17 protein-coding genes are annotated in these 15,368 nt (G+C 65.9%); 11 read left to right on the top strand and 6 right to left on the bottom strand.

Translation table 11 applies throughout. The features are described from left to right. Positions 1-26: 26 nt before the first annotated feature. Both IB256_RS24860 and IB256_RS24855 read right to left on the bottom strand, forming a co-directional pair. On the bottom strand, positions 27-806 hold the full coding sequence (locus IB256_RS24860) for a hypothetical protein (RefSeq protein WP_192295369.1): 780 nt from the start codon (positions 804-806) through the stop codon (positions 27-29). Between the two features lie 49 nt (positions 807-855). Then, entirely contained in the window at positions 856-1,875 is a 1,020-nt protein-coding gene (locus tag IB256_RS24855; RefSeq protein WP_192295370.1) for an alpha/beta hydrolase, read from the bottom strand. A 123-nt stretch (positions 1,876-1,998) separates the two neighbouring features. On the opposite strand from IB256_RS24855, the gene aroC reads away from it, so the two are divergent. The 6 genes from aroC (at position 1,999) to IB256_RS24825 (ending at position 6,585) form a co-directional block, all read left to right on the top strand. Then, positions 1,999-3,090 (top strand): chorismate synthase, encoded by a 1,092-nt coding sequence (gene aroC, locus IB256_RS24850; RefSeq protein ID WP_192404475.1) that lies wholly within the window; start codon positions 1,999-2,001, stop codon positions 3,088-3,090. A gap of 55 nt (positions 3,091-3,145) precedes the next feature. Continuing rightward, positions 3,146-4,306 carry an MFS transporter gene (locus IB256_RS24845; RefSeq protein ID WP_192404473.1) on the top strand — a complete coding sequence of 387 codons (1,161 nt, stop codon included), beginning with the start codon at positions 3,146-3,148 and terminating at the stop codon, positions 4,304-4,306. Continuing rightward, positions 4,290-4,916, top strand: a complete 627-nt coding sequence (locus tag IB256_RS24840) for a methylthioribulose 1-phosphate dehydratase (protein WP_192295373.1) — start codon at positions 4,290-4,292, stop codon at positions 4,914-4,916. Before IB256_RS24845 ends, IB256_RS24840 begins: the two co-directional genes overlap by 17 nt. 47 nt (positions 4,917-4,963) lie before the next feature. Next, on the top strand, positions 4,964-5,509 hold the full coding sequence (locus tag IB256_RS24835; protein WP_192295374.1) for a 1,2-dihydroxy-3-keto-5-methylthiopentene dioxygenase: 546 nt from the start codon (positions 4,964-4,966) through the stop codon (positions 5,507-5,509). A gap of 110 nt (positions 5,510-5,619) precedes the next feature. Next, a complete protein-coding gene (gene mtnC / locus IB256_RS24830) occupies positions 5,620-6,303 on the top strand; it encodes an acireductone synthase (protein WP_192295375.1) in 684 nt (227 codons plus the stop codon). A gap of 90 nt (positions 6,304-6,393) precedes the next feature. Further along, positions 6,394-6,585 (top strand): PLDc N-terminal domain-containing protein, encoded by a 192-nt coding sequence (locus IB256_RS24825; RefSeq protein ID WP_045208647.1) that lies wholly within the window; start codon positions 6,394-6,396, stop codon positions 6,583-6,585. Between the two features lie 54 nt (positions 6,586-6,639). Here the strand turns inward: IB256_RS24825 and IB256_RS24820 are convergent, their stop codons facing one another. Then, entirely contained in the window at positions 6,640-7,167 is a 528-nt protein-coding gene (locus IB256_RS24820) for a dihydrofolate reductase family protein (RefSeq protein WP_192295376.1), read from the bottom strand. A 67-nt stretch (positions 7,168-7,234) separates the two neighbouring features. On the opposite strand from IB256_RS24820, the gene IB256_RS24815 reads away from it, so the two are divergent. Together IB256_RS24815 and IB256_RS24810 are read left to right on the top strand one after the other, a co-directional pair. Then, positions 7,235-7,813 (top strand): helix-turn-helix domain-containing protein, encoded by a 579-nt coding sequence (locus IB256_RS24815; protein WP_192295377.1) that lies wholly within the window; start codon positions 7,235-7,237, stop codon positions 7,811-7,813. Between the two features lie 24 nt (positions 7,814-7,837). Then, positions 7,838-8,371: a methylated-DNA--[protein]-cysteine S-methyltransferase gene (locus IB256_RS24810; protein ID WP_192295378.1), complete on the top strand. Its 534-nt coding sequence runs from the start codon at positions 7,838-7,840 to the stop codon at positions 8,369-8,371. 26 nt (positions 8,372-8,397) lie between these two features. Here the strand turns inward: IB256_RS24810 and IB256_RS24805 are convergent, their stop codons facing one another. Continuing rightward, a complete protein-coding gene (locus tag IB256_RS24805; RefSeq protein WP_081520622.1) occupies positions 8,398-8,874 on the bottom strand; it encodes a methylated-DNA--[protein]-cysteine S-methyltransferase in 477 nt (158 codons plus the stop codon). Positions 8,875-8,876: 2 nt separating this feature from the next. Then, the gene (locus IB256_RS24800; protein ID WP_192404471.1) at positions 8,877-9,782 is read right to left on the bottom strand and encodes a DNA-3-methyladenine glycosylase family protein; all 906 of its coding nucleotides are present in this window, start codon (positions 9,780-9,782) and stop codon (positions 8,877-8,879) included. A gap of 194 nt (positions 9,783-9,976) precedes the next feature. Between IB256_RS24800 and speE the strand changes: the two genes are divergently transcribed. The 3 genes from speE to IB256_RS24785 all read left to right on the top strand — a co-directional run bounded on the left by speE (position 9,977) and on the right by IB256_RS24785 (position 14,253). Further along, the gene (gene speE, locus IB256_RS24795) at positions 9,977-10,837 is read left to right on the top strand and encodes a polyamine aminopropyltransferase (protein WP_192404469.1); all 861 of its coding nucleotides are present in this window, start codon (positions 9,977-9,979) and stop codon (positions 10,835-10,837) included. Between the two features lie 322 nt (positions 10,838-11,159). Further along, entirely contained in the window at positions 11,160-13,238 is a 2,079-nt protein-coding gene (locus tag IB256_RS24790; RefSeq protein ID WP_192404467.1) for an LTA synthase family protein, read from the top strand. A gap of 229 nt (positions 13,239-13,467) precedes the next feature. Further along, complete coding sequence (locus IB256_RS24785; protein WP_192295382.1) at positions 13,468-14,253, top strand: sulfite exporter TauE/SafE family protein; 786 nt, start codon at positions 13,468-13,470, stop codon at positions 14,251-14,253. Between the two features lie 19 nt (positions 14,254-14,272). Here the strand turns inward: IB256_RS24785 and IB256_RS24780 are convergent, their stop codons facing one another. Then, a complete protein-coding gene (locus IB256_RS24780) occupies positions 14,273-15,289 on the bottom strand; it encodes an AraC family transcriptional regulator (RefSeq protein ID WP_192295383.1) in 1,017 nt (338 codons plus the stop codon). Positions 15,290-15,368: the final 79 nt, after the last annotated feature.

Raw genomic sequence — 15,368 nt, 5'->3', positions numbered from 1 at the left:
GCGCTCCTACAGCGAATCGCCACGCCTCAGTGCGTGGCGATCCAGATCAGCAGACCGGCCTGGAACACGGCGAACACCGTCAGGCAGGCAATGGTGAAGCGCAGGCTGGTGTCGTCGCGGCGGAAGGTCTCGATGCGCTGCTCCAGCCGGCGGATTTCGTTGGACTGGGTGGCGAGGTTCTGGTCGGCCTGTTCCAGCATGGAACCGGCTTCCAGCAGCGGCAGTATCTGCACCTTCTCCTTGTGCCAGTCGTCATACAGCTCGCTGACCCGGCCGACGCTGTAGCGCGCCTTCAGCAACCGCGAGTCTTCGTAGATCACGTCGAAGCCCTGGGCGCGCAGGAAGTGGTCGCGGCGCTGCCGGGCCTCTTCGTTGGGCGCGTCCTTCATCGCCAGCGCGCCACCCTCGACGCGGTAGTGCGACCACTTCTTTTTCGCCCAGGCCACCCCCTGGGCCAGCAGAAAGCGTCCGAGGCCGCGGTTCAGCGGTTCGGTGGCGAAGCCTGAATCGGCGCCAAAACGCACCTCCTTGTTGCGATGGTCCGCCCAGACCTCCAGCAGGTTCACTTCCTTGCGCAGCACCTGGCCGGGCACCTGGACGGTCAGGCGCAGCAGGCTCTGCTCGGCGTTGTGGCGTTCCACCCGACCGAGCTGGACGAAACGCAGCGGGCGCGCACCGGTGCTACGGTCGGTGGGCAGCGGCGCCAGGCGCAGCAGGCGATAGTGTTCCGGCGCCAGCTCGGCCCACGGGTGCGGGCGGGCGGCGGCCTCGTCGGCGGCGACGGCGGTCTGTTCGGCTTCAGTCATGGGGATCTACCTCGGGGCCTGGTGGGCGTGACCAGGGCTCTCCCGTGGTTTATCGACGCACCGGCGGATTTCTTGAGACGTTCGCTCCAGATTCCGCCAGCGTGCCACCAGGCAGGTTCTGCGCCTGCCGGATGAAAGTCGTGATGTGCTGCACCAGCTCACGAGCCAGCGGCAGGTTGGGGTTGTTGTAGGAGGCGAGCTGCTGCGGACCGCTGGTCGGAACGATGCGCAGGATGTGGTTCATCCCCGAGATCAGGTGGAAGTCGCTGTCGGGCTTGGCGCGCTTGAGCGCCTGGGCATCCTCGACGCCGACCTGGATATCGTTGGTGCCCTGCAGGATCAGGGTGGGCAGCTTGAGCGTGGCGAAGGCGCGGGCCGGGTCCTGGCGGAACAGAGAGATCAGATAGGGCTGCACGCTGGGGCGGAACAGCACCTTCAGTGGCTCCGGCACGTTGGGCTGAAGCTGTCCGGCCTGCAGGTTGTCGATCATCTGGTTGGCTTGCGTCAGCAGGGGCGGGGGCAGGCGGCCCTGCAACTGTTCGCGCAGCACATCGCCGATCGGGCGGGCGCTGCCGGCCAGGGAAACCAGCGCTTCGGCATGGGATTGCGGCGCGGCGAGGCTGGCGATCAGCGCGCCTTCGCTGTGGCCGATGAGCACCTGCCGGCCGAAGCGCGGGTCGTGGGCCAGCTTGTCGCTCCAGGCCACCACGTCGCTGACGTAGGCCTCGACGCTGAGCTCTTCCTCGCGCGGCGCTGCGGGCAGGCTGCGGGCCACGCCGCGCTTGTCATAGCGCACGCTGGCGATGCCGTTCTCCGCCAGTGCCTCGGCCAGCTTGCGCAGGTAGGCGTTCTGCCCGCCCTCGGGATTGTTGCCGTCGCGGTCGGTGGGACCGGAGCCGGCGATCAGCAGGGCCACCGGCGGTGGAGTTTCAGTTTGTGGCAGCAGCATCGTGCCGCGCAGCACGCCGTGACCTGTGTCCAGGTCATAGGGGCGTTGCAGGATGCTGGTGGGGGCTGCCTGGGCGAAGGAAGAAATGAGCAGGAAGCAGAACAGGGCGAGACGGCGCATCGATGACTTCACGATGGGGTTGATGGCGCTTTGATCCTCAAGGTCCGCGAAGGTTCGCAGGGCGGAGTGACGCAGGTATACTGCTCGGCCTTTTCGAATCCCAGTCTTTTCGCGGAGCCTCGCATGTCCGGCAACACCTACGGCAAGCTGTTCACCGTCACCACCGCTGGCGAAAGCCACGGCCCGGCGCTGGTCGCCATCGTCGACGGCTGCCCGCCCGGCCTGGAGATTTCCCTGGAAGACCTGCAGCGCGACCTGGACCGCCGCAAGCCCGGCACCAGCCGCCACACCACCCAGCGCCAGGAAGCCGACGAGGTGGAAATCCTCTCCGGCGTGTTCGAGGGCAAGACCACCGGCACCCCGATCGGCCTGCTGATCCGCAACACCGACCAGAAGTCCAAGGACTACTCGGCGATCAAGGACCTGTTCCGCCCGGCCCACGCCGATTACACCTACCACCACAAGTACGGTGTGCGTGACTACCGTGGTGGTGGCCGCTCCTCGGCGCGCGAGACCGCCATGCGTGTGGCCGCCGGCGCCATCGCCAAGAAGGTGCTGGCAGGCATGGGCATCAGCGTGCGCGGCTACATGAGCCAGCTCGGCCCGATCGAAATCCCCTTCAAGACCTGGGACAGCGTCGAAGAGAACGCCTTCTTCAGCCCCGACCCGGACAAGGTGCCGGAGCTGGAGGCCTATATGGATCAGCTGCGCCGTGACCAGGACTCGGTCGGCGCGAAGATCACCGTGGTCGCCGAAGGCGTACCGCCAGGCCTGGGCGAGCCGATCTTCGACCGCCTGGACGCCGAACTGGCCCACGCGCTGATGAGCATCAACGCGGTGAAGGGTGTGGAAATCGGCGCCGGCTTCACCAGCGTCGCCCAACGCGGCACCGAGCACCGCGACGAACTGACGCCGGAAGGCTTCCTGTCGAACAATGCCGGCGGCATCCTCGGCGGTATTTCTTCCGGCCAGCCGATCATCGCCCACCTGGCGCTCAAGCCGACCTCCAGCATCACCACCCCCGGCCGTTCCATCGACGTGAACGGCAACCCGGTGGACGTGATCACCAAGGGCCGCCACGACCCGTGTGTGGGCATCCGCGCGACCCCCATCGCCGAGGCGATGATGGCCATCGTTCTGCTCGACCACCTGCTGCGCCATCGCGCGCAGAATGCCGACGTGAAGGCCGGCACCCCGGTCCTCGGTCAGCTGTGACCGACCAGAACCTTCCGCGAATCACCCGATTCGCGGAAGGTTCGTCGCGCCGCCGATGACGCAGGTCCCTTACTGGCGGCTGTCCAGTTTCTACTTCTTCTACTTCTGCCTGCTGGGCGGGACGGCGCCGTTCCTCGCGCTGTATTTCCATCACCTGGGCTTCTCCAGCGCGCGCATCGGCGAGCTGGTCGCCATCCCCATGCTGATGCGCTGCGTGGCGCCGAACCTGTGGGGTTGGCTGGGCGACCGCAGCGGCCAGCGGCTGGCCATCGTGCGCTTTGGTGCGGTGTGCACGGCACTGTGCTTCGCCGGCATCTTTCTCGGCCAAAGCTATGCCTGGCTGGCGCTGATCATGGCCGGGCACGCGTTCTTCTGGCACGCGGTGTTGCCGCAATTCGAAGTGATCACCCTGGCGCACCTGAGTGGGCGCACCGAGAGCTACAGTCGCATCCGCCTGTGGGGTTCCATCGGCTTTATCTGCACCGTGGTCGGCCTCGGCTGGCTGTTCGAGTTCGCCAGCCTGGATGCCTATCCGCTAGCGTTACTGGCGATCATGCTCGGTATCGTCGGCGCCAGCTGGTGGGTGCCCAACGCCCAACCGCCGGCACGACAGGATGCGGCCAGCGCTGGCGGTTTCCTCCAGCAACTGCTCAAGCCCGGCGTGCTCGCGTTTTACCTCTGCGTGTGCCTGATGCAGCTGTCCCACGGCCCGTACTACACCTTTCTGACCCTGCACCTGGAGGCGCTCGGCTACGCCCGTGGGCTGATCGGCCAGCTCTGGGCGCTGGGCGTGGTGGCCGAGGTGCTGCTGTTCCTGGTCATGCCGCGCCTGCTCAAACGCTTCTCCCTGCGCCAGGTGCTGGTGGCGAGCTTCCTGCTGGCGGCCTTGCGCTGGCTGCTGCTGGGTACGCTGGCCGGGCACCTGGTGGTGTTGCTGTTCGCCCAGTTGCTGCACGCGGCGACCTTCGGCAGCTTCCACGCTGCCGCTATCCACTTCGTCCAGCGCAGCTTTCAGGCGCGCCAGCAGGGCCAGGGCCAGGCGCTATACGCCGCGCTGGCGGGGACCGGTGGCGCGCTGGGCGCGCTTTACTCCGGCTACAGCTGGGGTAGCCTTGGCCCGGCCTGGACCTTTTCCATCGCCAGCATCGCCGCGCTGGCCGCCGCCTTCATCATCTGGACCCGTCTGAACGAGGACCCGCATGAACGACACCCGTGAACAGCTGACCCGGCAGATCATCGACGCCGGCCGCTTCCTCTATGGCCGTGGCTGGTCGCCGGCCACCAGCAGCAACTACTCGGCGCGCCTGGCGGCCGACCGCGCGCTGCTCACCGTTTCGGGCAAGCACAAGGGCCAGCTTGGCGAGGACGACGTGCTGGAAACGGATCTTTCCGGCAACAGCCTGGAGCCGGGCAAGAAGCCTTCGGCGGAAACCCTGCTGCACACCCAGCTCTACGCCTGGCGCGCGGAGATCGGCGCGGTGCTGCACACCCATTCGGTCAACGCCACCGTGCTGTCGCGCCTGACCGCCGGCGACTGCCTGGAGCTGGAGGACTACGAGTTGCAGAAGGCCTTCAGCGGCGTCACCACCCACGAAGGTCGCGTGACTGTGCCGATCTTCGATAACGACCAGGACATCGCCCGCCTGGCCGCCCAGGTGCAGCCCTGGCTGGAAGCGCATCCGGATTGCCCCGGTTACCTGATCCGCGGCCACGGCCTGTACACTTGGGGTCCACGCATGGCCGATGCCCTGCGCCAGATCGAAGCCTTCGAATTCCTCTTCGAATGCGAACTGAAAGTACTGAGCCTTCGCGGCGGCACGCGCTGAGCGAATCCGGCCCGCTTTTGCGGAAATAGCCCAGAAGGATAACGACCATGAGCAGCCTGACCGTCTACCACGAGTCCAACCCCGAGCAGCCACTGAAGCTGCTGACCCACACCGAGGACATCGCCTCCACCCTGGGCGAGCTGGGCGTGCGCTTCCAGCGCTGGGCGGCCAACGCACCCATCGTCCCCGGCGCCAGCCAGGAAGAAGTGATCGCCGCCTACCAGCACGAGATTCGTCGCCTGCAGGAAGAGGAGGGCTATGTCACTGTCGACGTGGTCAGCCTGACTGCCGACCACCCGCAGAAGGACGAGTTGCGCGCCAAGTTCCTCGACGAACACCGCCACGGCGAGGACGAAGTGCGCTTCTTCGTCGCCGGCCGCGGGCTGTTCACCCTGCACATCGAGGATCACGTGTACGCCGTGCAGTGCGAGAAGAACGACTTGATCTCGGTGCCCGCCGGCACCCGCCACTGGTTCGACATGGGTGAGCGTCCGCACTTCGTCGCCATCCGCCTGTTCAACAACGCCGAGGGCTGGGTCGCGAAGTTCACGGGTGACGAGATCGCCAAGCGGTTTCCGTTGCTGGAAGACTGATTCTTTCGCCTCGGCGTTGCCGGGCTTTCCTTGCTTTTCGTAGGAGCGAGCTTGCTCGCTCCTACCGCCATATCCCCCGCCTGTGCCAGGGGCGGGCAGCTGGAGTTCCCATGCCCATCAAAGCCATCCTCACTGACATCGAAGGCACCACCAGCGCCGTCAGCTTCGTCTTCGATGTGCTCTTCCCCTATGCCGCCGCGCACCTGCCGCACTACGTGCGCGAGCACGCCGCGGAGCCCGCCGTAGCCGAGCAGCTGGCTGCCGTGCGCGCCGACAGCGGCGAGGCGAACGCCGACACCGAACGCTGCATCGACATCCTCCTCGGCTGGATTGCCGAAGACCGCAAGGCCACGCCGCTCAAAGCGTTGCAGGGCATGGTCTGGGAGCAGGGCTACCGTGCCGGCCAGCTCAAGGGGCACGTCTACCCGGACGCCGTCGACGCGCTGCGTCACTGGCACGCCGAGGGTTACCAGCTGTACGTCTATTCCTCCGGCTCGATCCAGGCGCAGAAGCTGATCTTCGGCTGCTCCGAGGCCGGCGACCTGTCGCCGCTGTTCTCCGGCTACTTCGACACCACCAGCGGGCCCAAGCGCGAGGCTGATTCCTACCAGCGCATCGCCGCTGCCATCGGCCTGCCGGGCGAGGAAATCCTCTTCCTGTCCGACGTGGTCCAGGAGCTGGACGCCGCGCAGCAGGCCGGTCTGCAGACCATCGGCCTGGCCCGCGAGGGTGGTGTGCTGGAAGGCCACGACACCGTGGCCAGTTTTGCGGTGATCGACCCGGCGCGGGTCTGAGTCCACCGTTGGCCCATGCCCATGCCCGTGCCGTTGCGGCGCGGGCGGCTATGCTGATCAGGCCGACAATTGCATAGAGGGATCTTCTATATGGGTTCGACCCTGAGTGGCCTGATCAGTCTGATCATCTTTGCCCTGGATATCTGGGCGATCATCAACGTGGTGAAAAGCAACGCCGAGATGTCGATGAAGATCATCTGGATCCTGGTGATCGTCATCCTGCCGGTACTGGGCCTGATTATCTGGGCTGTAGCGGGGCCGCGGGGGAATGTGAAAATCTAGTTGCCGTACCGCTCCCTGCAGGGGCGCCCCATGGGCGCTCCTGCAGGGTGCTCCTCAGCCAAACCGATAATGCATCCGCACGCAGCCTGGCTCGATGACCTTGGCCGACAGCAGCGTCGGTGACACCCGCAGGCCGGTGGCGGGGAACAGCGGGAAGCCGCCGCCGATGATCTCCGGCATTACGTAAACCTCCAGCTCATCCAGCGCCCCGCGCTCGAGGAAGGCCATCTGCAACTGGCCGCCGCCGAGCATCCACACGTCGCCATCGTCCAGCGCTCGCAGCTCCGCGACCAGCGCGTCGACATCGCTGCGGATTTCCAGCGGGCCCTTCGGGTCGTCGATGGGGCGAGAAGTCACCACCAGCACGCGTTGTTCGCCGTAGGGCCAGGGGCCGGGATCGGCGGCGAGGAAGTCGTAGGTCGAACGGCCCATGACGACCGTGCGAATGCGCTGGAGGAACAGGCTGTAGTCGTGTTCGCCCAGCTGCAGTTGGTCATGCTTGAACAGCCAGTCCAGCCCGTGTTCCGGGGTGGCGATGAAGCCGTCGAGGCTGCTGGCGATGTAGCCTAGAATCCTGGCCATGTGAGGTCTCCCTGGGTAAGCTTTGCGCTAATATATAAATGAATGTTCATTTATAAAAGAGGGTGGCATGGCTCGAACCAAGACGGTGAGTGACGAAGCGATACTCGACGCCGCCATGGCGCTGATGGTGCGTGAAGGGCCGGAGGCGGTGACCTTCGCCGCCGTGGGCCGCGAGGTCGGGCTGTCCGCCGCGACGCTGGTGCAGCGACACGCAACCAAGGCCGAGTTCCTTCGCGCCGTGCTGCTGCGCGCCTGGGACCAGTTGGATGAGCAGACCGCGCGCCTGGACGAGAGCGCCGGGTTGAGCCCTGAGGGTGCGGTGCAGATGCTCGTGGCGATGTTCCCGGTGGGCGAGGGCGAGACGGATTACGCCGAAGGCCTGCTGATCCTGAGGGAAGACATGCGCGATCCGCTGCTGCGAGAGCGTGGTGCGCAGTGGGGCGCCACGTTGGCCAAGGCATTGGGCCGGCGCTTGAGCGATGATCCGCAGCGGCAGCCGATACTCGGCCGGCTGATGGCCAGCCAATGGCAGGGCGCGCAGCTGTGGTGGGCCTTCGAGCGTCAGGGTGATCCGGCCGGCGCCATCGGCGCAGAGTTGCGGCGCTGGTGCGACGTCGTGCTGAAGGCTGAAAGGGTTGCGGGATAGGGCGCAGGGATAGAGACTCGTTCGATGCATTACTGCCTGATCGAAACAGACCTCGGCTGGTTCGGGCTCGCCTGGAGCCCGCAGGGGATCACGCGCGCCTATCTGCCGGGTGACTCCGTGCACAGCGTGCGCGAGCGCTTCGACAAGCTCGGCAGCGAAACTGCCCACTGGCCGGCGTTCATCGACGAGGCGCGCCAGCTGATCCTGGGGTATGCGCGGGGCGAGGCAGTGTCCTTCGTCAATCTGCCACTGGACCTTTCCGCGGTGAGCGATTTTCACCGCCGGGTCTACGACGACATTCTCCAGCTGGGGCGCGGTGAAACCACGACCTACGGCCAGATCGCCCGGCGACTGGGCGATGTCGGCTTGTCCCGTGCGGTAGGGCAGGCGATGGGCAGCAACCCGATCCCGCTGATCATTCCCTGTCACCGTGTGCTCGCCAGTGGCGGCAAGACCGGCGGCTTCTCCGCGCCGGGCGGAAGTACCTCGAAGATGCGCATGCTGGCGCTGGAAGGTTTCGAGGACCCGCAGGCAGCGCAGACCGCCTTCGATTTCTAGGCAGGATTCTCCTGAGCCGACTGCAGCTAAGCCGACTCCAGCGCGCCTTCCAGGCGTAGCAACAGTTCCTTGCGCGGCAGGCCGCCGGCGTAGCCGGTGAGGCTGCCGTTGCTGCCGATCACCCGGTGGCAGGGGACGATGATACTGATGGGATTGGCGCCGTTAGCTGCGCCCACCGCCCGAATTGCCCTGGGCCGGCCGATGCGCCGTGCGAGTTCTGCATAGACGGTGGTGTAGCCGTAGGGGATTTCCAGCAGCGCCTGCCAGACCTGGCGCTGGAACTCGGTGCCGCCAGTATTGAGACGCACATCGAAGCGCTGGCGCTTGCCGGCGAAATACTCGTCCAGCTGCCGCGCTACCTCGTCCAGCAAAGGGCTGCCCTGTTGCCAGTCAGGCTCGGGATAGTGGCGCGTCTCCAGGTCCATGTAGAGCATTCGCAGACCGCCCTCGTCGCCGGCCAGCAGCAGGCGTCCGGTGGGGCTGTCGTGGTAGCGGTAGTGCATGGTCATCCTCCGGTGCGGCCGGCCTGGGAATAGGCGTGCCACAGATAGACGGCGGCGTAGGCGCGCCACGGCCGCCAGGCTTCGGCGCGGCGTTGCAGTTCGCGGGCGGTGATGCCTTCGGCGCCCCAGACCGGCGACTTGAGCAGACCCAGGTCGGCGGCAGGGAAGGCGTCCGGATCACCGAAGGCGCGCAGGGCGACGTACTCGGCGGTCCAGGGGCCGATGCCGGGGAGGGCGCAGAGGCGCGTCACCAGATCCTCGGCGCCGTCGTCCACATGCAGCGCCAGCGCGCCGCTGGCGCAGGCGGCGGAGAAGCGCTGCAAGGTTTCCACCCGCTTGCCCGGCATGCCGATACCGGCGAGGTCGGCTCCGGCCAGGGCTTCGGGCGTGGGGAACAGGCGGGTTGGCTGGCTTTCGGCTTCTCCGGGCAACGTCTCGCCCAGACGCTGCACCAGCCGCCCGACGATGGTCACCGCCGCTTTTACCGTGACCTGCTGGCCGACGATGGCGCGCACAGCCTGCTCGAACGGGTCGAACGCAGTGGGCAGGCGCAGACCGGGGGCCTGCAGCAGGAGCGGGCCGAGGACGGGGTCGTTGCCCAGGTGCCCGGCGATGTGTGCGGGGCTGCTGTCCAGGTCGAACATCTTGCGCACCCGCTCCGTCAGCGCCTCGTGATGATAGGCCGGCAGGTGGAGCTCCAGCTCCAGCTCGGCGCTGTCATCCAGTGGCGTGACGCTGAACCAGCCGCTGTCGGCGCCCAGCCGCACGCTGCGGGCGTAGCGCCGGGGCGACAGGCATTCGACGCCGGTCAGGCTGCGCAGGGCGAAGTGGTCGTGGAACTGCTGCCAGTCCCAGGGGGCCTGGTAGGGCAGGCGGATGATGCTGGAATCGGCGGCTCTGTTTTTCATGCAGCGACCTTACCTGTTGCGCGACGGACTGTCGTCCCGCGCCTGACTTTCAAACTGTCGTGCTCAAGCTGTTTATATGGAAGGCGCCGACAGCAGGGTTCGACCTGTCATCTTCCGGCACGTAGAATGCGCGCCTCTTTCGGGGCGGCCCGGCCGTCCCCTCCTAGTGTCTTGTCCCGACGGGAGCCCACTGCATGCACGATTACCAGGAAACCCTCTACGACGGCTATGGCCAGCGTTTCAGCGTCGACAGGATGCTCCACGAGGTGCGCACCGAGCACCAGCACCTGGTGATCTTCGAGAATGCCCGCATGGGCCGGGTGATGGCGCTGGACGGTGTGATCCAGACCACCGAGGCCGACGAGTTCATCTACCACGAGATGCTCACCCATGTGCCGATCCTCGCCCATGGCGCGGCCAAGCGCGTGCTGATCATTGGCGGCGGCGACGGCGGCATGCTGCGTGAGGTGTCCAAGCACGCCAGCGTCGAGCACATCACCATGGTCGAGATCGACGGTACCGTGGTCGACATGTGCAAGGAGTTCCTGCCCAATCATTCCCAGGGCGCCTTCGACGATGCGCGCCTGAACCTGGTGATCGACGATGGCATGCGCTTCGTCGCCACCACCACGGAGAAGTTCGACGTCATCATCTCCGACTCCACCGACCCGATCGGTCCGGGCGAAGTGCTGTTCTCGGAGAATTTCTACCAGGCCTGCCACCGCTGCCTGAACGAAGGAGGCGTGCTGGTGACCCAGAACGGCACGCCGTTCATGCAACTGGACGCCGTGCGCAACACCGCTGGCCGCATGAATGGCCTGTTCGCCGACTGGCACTTCTACCAGGCGGCCGTGCCGACCTACATCGGCGGCTCGATGACCTTCGCCTGGGGCTCGACCAACCCGGCGCTGCGCAAGGTCGACGTTGCCACCCTGGCCCGGCGCTTCGCTGCAAGCGGCATTCAGACCCGCTACTACAACCCGGCCATCCACCAGGGCGCATTCGCCCTGCCGCAGTACGTGCTGCAGGCCATCGGCAAACCGGCCAACGACTGATCCAGCGCTGCCCGCCACGCCCCGCGCGTGGTGGGCAGGGGCGCAATGCCCCGGATTGCCCGTCCTTCGGGACATTTTCTTCACATGCCGGCCGGCACTATCCCCGCCGTCAGGCGGTCCCACCTGCGCCGGTTCACGCTTGCATCATCCCGAAACGAATGCATGGCCAGGCTTAATGTCCGCTTAAGGCGCGCACAATAGAATGCGACGCCGCTGCTTTTGCGGTGTAATGCCGCAGCCTTTCGCGCTCGCGCGGGCAGCCCGTCTGTCCGGCCATGGCGACGCTCCTTCGAACCCTGAACGTTCACAACGGAACCAAGAAATGGGCCAATCAGAAGTCCTGACCAACCGCCAGACCGGTGCGAGCCTCACGCGGCCGACCCTGTCCAGCCACCTGGCGTTCACCGCGCTCAGCGTCGTTGCGCTGATGGTGATGTTCTCCCTGCTGCGCGTGGCGCTGCTCGTCTACAACCGCGAGCTGATCGGCAGCACCCCGGCGTCCACTTTCGTCGAGGCCTTCATCACCGGCATGCGCTTCGACATCCGTGCAGTGGTCTACATCGTCGCCCCGCTGGTGTTCGCCATTGCCAGCGTGCGTGCCATGGGCTGGCGCTGGCTGTGGAAGACCTGGCTGACCATCGCCGCGAGCATCACGCTGTTCCTCGGCGTGCTGGAGATGGATTTCTACCGCGAGTTCCACCAGCGCCTGAACAGCCTGGTGTTCCAGTACATGTCCGAAGACCCGAAGACGGTCATGAGCATGATCTGGTACGGCTACCCGGTGGTTCGCTACCTGCTGGCCTGGGCCTTCGCTACCTGGATCCTGTACCTGCTGTTCCGCGGCATCGACCGCGCCACCCGTCCGGATGCGTCCGGTCCGTCCGCCGCCGCCTGGTACATCCGCGTGGCCGTGATGCTGGTGGTGATCGTGCTGTGCGTGGTGGCCGCTCGCGGCACCCTGCGCCAGGGCCCGCCGCTGCGCTGGGGCGATGCCTTCACCACCGATTCGATGTTCGCCAACCAGTTGGGCCTGAACGGCACCCTTAGCCTGATCAAGGCCGCCGAGAGCCGCTTCCTGTCCGAAGACCGTGACAACATCTGGAAAGCCACCCTGCCGGTGGACCAGGCACGCGACGTGGTGCGCCAGATGCTGGTGATGCCGGACGACAAGCTGGTCGACGCCGACGATGCCGCCGTGCGCCGCGACTACACCCCGCCGGCCGACGGCACCCTGCCGATCAAGAACGTCGTGGTGATTCTGATGGAAAGCTTCGCCGGCCACTACGTCGGTGCGCTGGGCGGCAAGGGCAACATCACGCCGTACTTCGACAAGCTGAGCAAGGAAGGGCTGCTGTTCACCCAGTACTTCTCCAACGGCACCCACACCCACCAGGGCATGTTCGCCACCATGGCGTGCTTCCCCAACCTGCCGGGCTTCGAGTACCTGATGCAGACGCCCGAGGGCGGCCACAAGTTCTCCGGCCTGCCGCAGTTGCTGTCGGCGCGCAAGTTCGAGGACGTCTACGTCTACAACGGCGACTTCGCCTGGGACAACCAGTCCGGCTTCTTCGCCAACCAGGGCATGACCTCGTTCATCGGCCGCAACGACTTCGTCAATCCGGTGTTCTCCGACCCGACCTGGGGCGTGTCCGACCAGGACATGTTCGCTCGCGGCAACGAGGAACTGGACAAGCTCGAAGCCACCGGCAAGCCGTTCTATGCCCTGCTGCAGACCCTGTCCAACCACGTGCCTTACGCACTGCCCAAGGACCTGCCGGTGGAGCGCGTGACCGGTAACGGCAGCCTCGACGAGCACCTGACCGCCATGCGTTATTCCGACTGGGCGCTGGGGCAGTTCTTCGAGAAGGCGAAGAAATCGCCGTACTACAAGGACACCTTGTTCGTGGTCGTCGGCGACCATGGTTTCGGCAGTCCCGAGCAGTTGACCGAGATGGACCTGTTCCGCTTCAACGTGCCGCTGCTGCTGGTCGCCCCGGGCATCCAGGAGAAGTTCGGCGCGACCCGCGATACCGTCGGCACGCAGATCGACATCGTGCCGACCATCATGGGTCGCCTGGGCGGCGAAGTGCGTCACCAGTGCTGGGGCCGTGACCTGCTGAACCTGCCGGCTGGCGACAAGGGCATCGGCGTCATCAAGCCGTCGGGCAGCGAGCAGGTGGTCGCCGTGATTTCCGGTAACCGCATCCTCATCCGTCCGAAGGAAGGCGATATCCGCGTCTACGACTACAAGCTGGGCAGCGACTTCGGCGTGAAGCGTGTGGACAGCGCGCCGGACCAGGAGAGCCTGCGCGTGCGCCTGGAGTCCTTCATCCAGACCGCGACCAAGAGCCTGCTGGATAACACCGCTGGCGTGGTGGACGGCAAGCCCGACGCGAAGTAATCGAGCGTTGAGTGAAAAGGGGCCTGCGGGCCCCTTTTTCATTTCATTGACGTTCCCGTGCCCACGGGAAACCGTCGCGGCAGGCGATCTGCGTCAGGATTTCGCGCAGAGTCAAACTGTAGAATCCAGTTATAAATTAAGACCACATCGGTCTAATGGATTATAAGAAAACTGGTTATCCTCGCCGCCACACCACGAGGTGATCAGTTTCGCCAGTCAGGACGCGTAGATGGATGTTGGCAATATCGGTTTCGTAATCGCGGGTCTTGTCGTTGGCTTTATCGTTGGAATGACCGGTGTCGGCGGCGGTTCGCTGATGACGCCGATTCTCCTCTGGTTCGGTATCAACCCCGCTGCCGCAGTGGGCACCGACCTGCTCTATGCCGCCATTACCAAGTCCGGCGGCGTCCTGGTTCACCGCAAGAACGACAACATCGACTGGCGCATCACCGGCTGGCTGGCTTTGGGCAGCGTTCCGGCGGCGGCGCTGACGCTGCTGTTCCTGCACAGCCTGCACGCCGATACCGCGGCCATGAACGCCGTGATCAAGAACGCCCTGGGCGTGGTGCTGCTGCTCACTGCGCTGGCGGTGCTGTTCAAGAAGCAGGTGCTGGCCTTCGCCCAGCGCCATGCCGGCGACAGTTTCCACTTCAGTGGCTCGAAGCTGAACACCCTGACCGTGATCACCGGCGCCATCCTCGGCGCGATGGTCGCGCTGACCTCCATCGGCGCCGGCGCATTGGGCACCGTGGCACTGTTCATCCTCTATCCGTTCCTCGCCACTCGCCGCCTGGTGGGCACCGAGATCGCCCACGCCGTACCGCTCACCCTGGTCGCTGGCCTCGGCCACGCCAGCATGGGCAACATGGACTGGGGCCTGCTGGGTTACCTGCTGATCGGCTCGCTGCCGGGCATCTACGTCGGCAGCCACCTGGCCGGACGCATTCCGGACGGCATCCTGCGGCCGTGCCTGGCCGTGATGCTGGCGATGATCGGCTACAAGCTGGTCTTCTGAGCCCCGGCTTCCCGAGCGCTCAGCCGCGGCGGAAACGCCCCGGAGTCACGCCTTTCCAGCGGCGGAAGGCGTGAATGAAGTTCGACACTTCGCCATAGCCGAGCCGCTCGGCAATCTCCTCCAGACGAATCGCCCCGGTGGCCAGTAATTCCTCGGCCAGCGCCTGGCGTACCTCGTCCAGCAAGGTGCGATAGCTGCTGCCTTCGGTTTCCAGCCGGCGGCGCAGCGTGCGCGACGTCATGTGCAACTCATCTGCCAGTTGCTCCATGTCCGGTAGCCGCCCCGGCGTACCCAGCAGCCGATCACGGATCTGCCCGGACAGCCCGGTGCGCACCTGGCGCCGGGCGAGCAGGGCGCGGCACTGTTCTTCGCAGCGGCGCGCCACCTCTGGGTTGGCGCCGGGTAGCGGCATTTCGAGGATGCGGCTGTCGAAGACGATGCGGTTCTCCGCCTGGCCAAAGAACGGCGTCACGCCCAGTTCATCGATGTACGGTTGCAGGTCGGCCGGCGCCTCGCGGCGGAACAGCGCCTGGCGGATTGGCGGGGGCTGGTTGGTGAGATCGCGCTGGATACGCAGCACGCCGCCGCCGTCGCGGTCGATGAGGAAGTCGCGCAGGTCTTCCGGCACCGCTGAGTCGTCCAGCACCAGGTGCGCCTCGCCGTCGTGCTCCTCCAGCGTCATGCGGTGGAAGGCGTAGGTCAGGTCGAGGTAGCGCAGGCCCAGGTGCGCCGCGCTGAGGAAGGTCGAGCTGCTGAGCAGGGCGAAGCCCCAGATGCCATAGGTGTTGAGGTGATAACGCAGGCCGGCCTTGAGGCCGATGCCGGGGCGCTGGCCGATCTGCCGGTTGATGTTGCGCAGCAGCTCCAGTTCCTGCGTGGCTTCCACCTCGGCGCCGGGGTCGGCGAGCACGCTGATGTCCAGGCCAGTGCCATCCAGGCACTGTTCCAGGGTCATGCCGTGGTCGAGGCCGAACTGCGTCATGAGCTGCACGCTGATGGCGCTGCGCCGGGGCGACCAGGCTGGGGTGGCAGGCATCGAAACCTCGGCTTTCAAATGACCGAAAATCAGGGGTGACCGAAAGTCACAATTTTATGTCCGACTATGCCATAACCCG

The sequence above is a fragment of the Pseudomonas sp. PDM17 genome, from assembly GCF_014851985.1.
Classification (GTDB): Bacteria; Pseudomonadota; Gammaproteobacteria; order Pseudomonadales; family Pseudomonadaceae; genus Pseudomonas.
The sequence above is the reverse complement of the archived record's forward strand: the minus strand, read 5'-3'. Positions and strand labels throughout refer to the sequence as shown.